This window comes from Streptococcus sp. SR4 (assembly GCF_000517725.1).
Lineage (GTDB): Bacteria > Bacillota > Bacilli > Lactobacillales > Streptococcaceae > Streptococcus > Streptococcus salivarius_F.
Genome location: NZ_AZYW01000071.1, coordinates 1 through 2,425 on the forward strand (window position 1 = coordinate 1; position 2,425 = coordinate 2,425).

The following is a 2,425-nucleotide window of genomic DNA, read 5'->3' on the forward strand; positions in this document are numbered from 1 at the left end:
GCCTACTACCGCTTCGAGCGAAGCTGCCACAGTATCAGAAACACCAGTAGCTAACTCAGAAGTGGCTTCAACAGAAACAGTCTCTGAAAAATCAAGCTCTGAAGTCACAAGCACAGCTAGTTCGGAAGCAGCTAATTCTGAAACTACACATTCTGAGGTAGGTGCATCGACTAGCGAGAGTGTTACACCTGAGAATGTGTCACCAACAACTAGTAATACTGATACCCCTAATTCTCAAGTTCCCTCTGCTGAAAATAATATCACTGGCGGTCACTACTACAGTGATAAACAGGGGAATTGGTACTATGAAGATGCTCATGGGAAAAAACTTACTGGAGACCAAACGATTGATAACGTAAGAGTCTCCTTCTGGGAGGACGGAAAACAAATTAAAGGACCACAAATCGTAAATTCCAAACTATACCGTTATTTTGATGATAATACTGGTCAACTACAAACCAAACGTTATCTAGAATATAAGGGAAACTGGTACTATGTCGACAAGGATGGTATTCCTCTCAAGGGAGAACAAACCATTGATAGGCAAGAAGTTTATTTTGATTATGACGGTACTCAAGTCAAAGGAGACTTTAGTGAAAAGTATTCTGGTAATCTTGATAAGATGCCCTATTATGACCCTAACACCGGAGCTAGGGTTAGAAAAGAAGGTCTCGTTCAAGATAAAGAAGGAAGGACCTTTTTTATCAATAATGACGGTTCTAAATATACAGGAACTCGTATGATTGATGGTAATCTTTATTATTTCGAAATCGACTCTGGTGTCATGCAAAAAGGAATCAGCTTAGAGCTAGAAGATGGAAAGACTCTTCCAACTTCTAATAAATATGGAACGCCCACAAACATTACCCGTCGTTACTATTTTGACTCAGAAACCGGTCAGTTAGTCAAAAAACAAACAATTAAAGAACATGATAAATGGTACTACTACGGTGATGATGGAAATGCTATTCGTCCTAAAGATGGGGAAACCCTTATTAATGGACAAATCGTCTATCTCTACTCAAACGGCCGTCAAGCTAAAGGAGAACTTGTTCTTGATAATGGGGTCCTCCGTTACTATGATCCTGATTCTGGAGCTCGTGTTGTAAATACAAGCCTAACGATCAATGGGATGACTTATAACTTTGATGAAAATGGGATTGGTAAAGATGCTCCAAACCCTAACGGCTACTATAGCGATGAACAAGGTAACTGGTATTATAAGAATGCAAGCGGAGAAAACCTTATCGGTTCCCAAATCATTAAGGGACAAAGAGTATTCTTCCGGGATAATGGACAACAAGTCAAAGGGGCCTATTTAGATATATATAATGACCTTAAAGGTTACTACGATATCAATACAGGAAATCTCGTAACCAATCGTTACGTTGAAGTTAATGGTAATTGGTACTATGTTAATAAATACGGTAGCCCACTAAAAGGAGCCTACATTATTGATGGACAAGATGTTATGTTCGATCCCCATAATGGTAAACAGATTAAAGGAGGATTTGTAAGAGATCCGAAGTTTATCTCCAAATATTATTACATGCCTAAGTACTACTATGATAAAGACAATGGTTGCAAAGTAACCCATGCAGGCTTTGTTAATGAAAATGATTCAACCTACTACCTTGATGATAAAGGACAAATAGTTCTTGGGCTTCAGGAAATTAATGGCGATTTCTATTACTTCCGTCCAGAAAATACGTATAAACACTATGACATTGGAGAAATGTTACGAGATCGTTTTATCTATGAAAATAATAAGGTCTATTATGTTGATCATAGTGGTAAAATCTTGAAAAATCGCTTTTTCGAACGTAATGGAACTGGAACTTGGTATTATTTTACAAAAGATGGTACAGCTGCAACAGGAGAAGTTGAAATTAATGGTCAAAAACTATACTTTGATAATCCTTGGGGTTTTCAGACCAAAGGAAGGGTTGCTCAAAACGGTAAATTCTATGACAAAGACTCTGGTGAACTAGTGACCAATACTTTTAAAGAAGTATTGACTTCCGTTGGTAGTACCATAAATGGCGAAATTTTATATGCAAAGGACTGGTATTACCTTGATAGGGAAGGCCGACCACTAAAAGGACCTCAAACACTTGATTATGTCAAAATGTACTTCTTCCCTAATGGAGCACAGGTTAAGGGACGTTTTGCTCCTGATGGACACTACTATGATAAGGATACTGGTGCACTTGTAACAAACCGTTACGTCCATATCTATAACTGGAAATTTCAAGATAAATACGGTAATCCTGTCGATAACTTTTTTATCAAGTACCCACATAATTTTATTTTTGGTCTCAATGATAACACAATACCAGTAGACATTAGTCACTACCCACTTTCAAGCAAAGACTTCGATTGTGAGGACTATTTCTACTACGTTGATGTCAATGGTGATAAAGTT

General features: G+C 37.7%; 1 protein-coding gene. It reads left to right on the forward strand.

All coding sequences use genetic code 11. The features are described 5' to 3' along the window. The coding region (locus HMPREF1519_RS09795) for a glucosyl transferase (protein ID WP_037612036.1) at positions 1-2,425 on the forward strand (2,425 nt) is incomplete at both ends.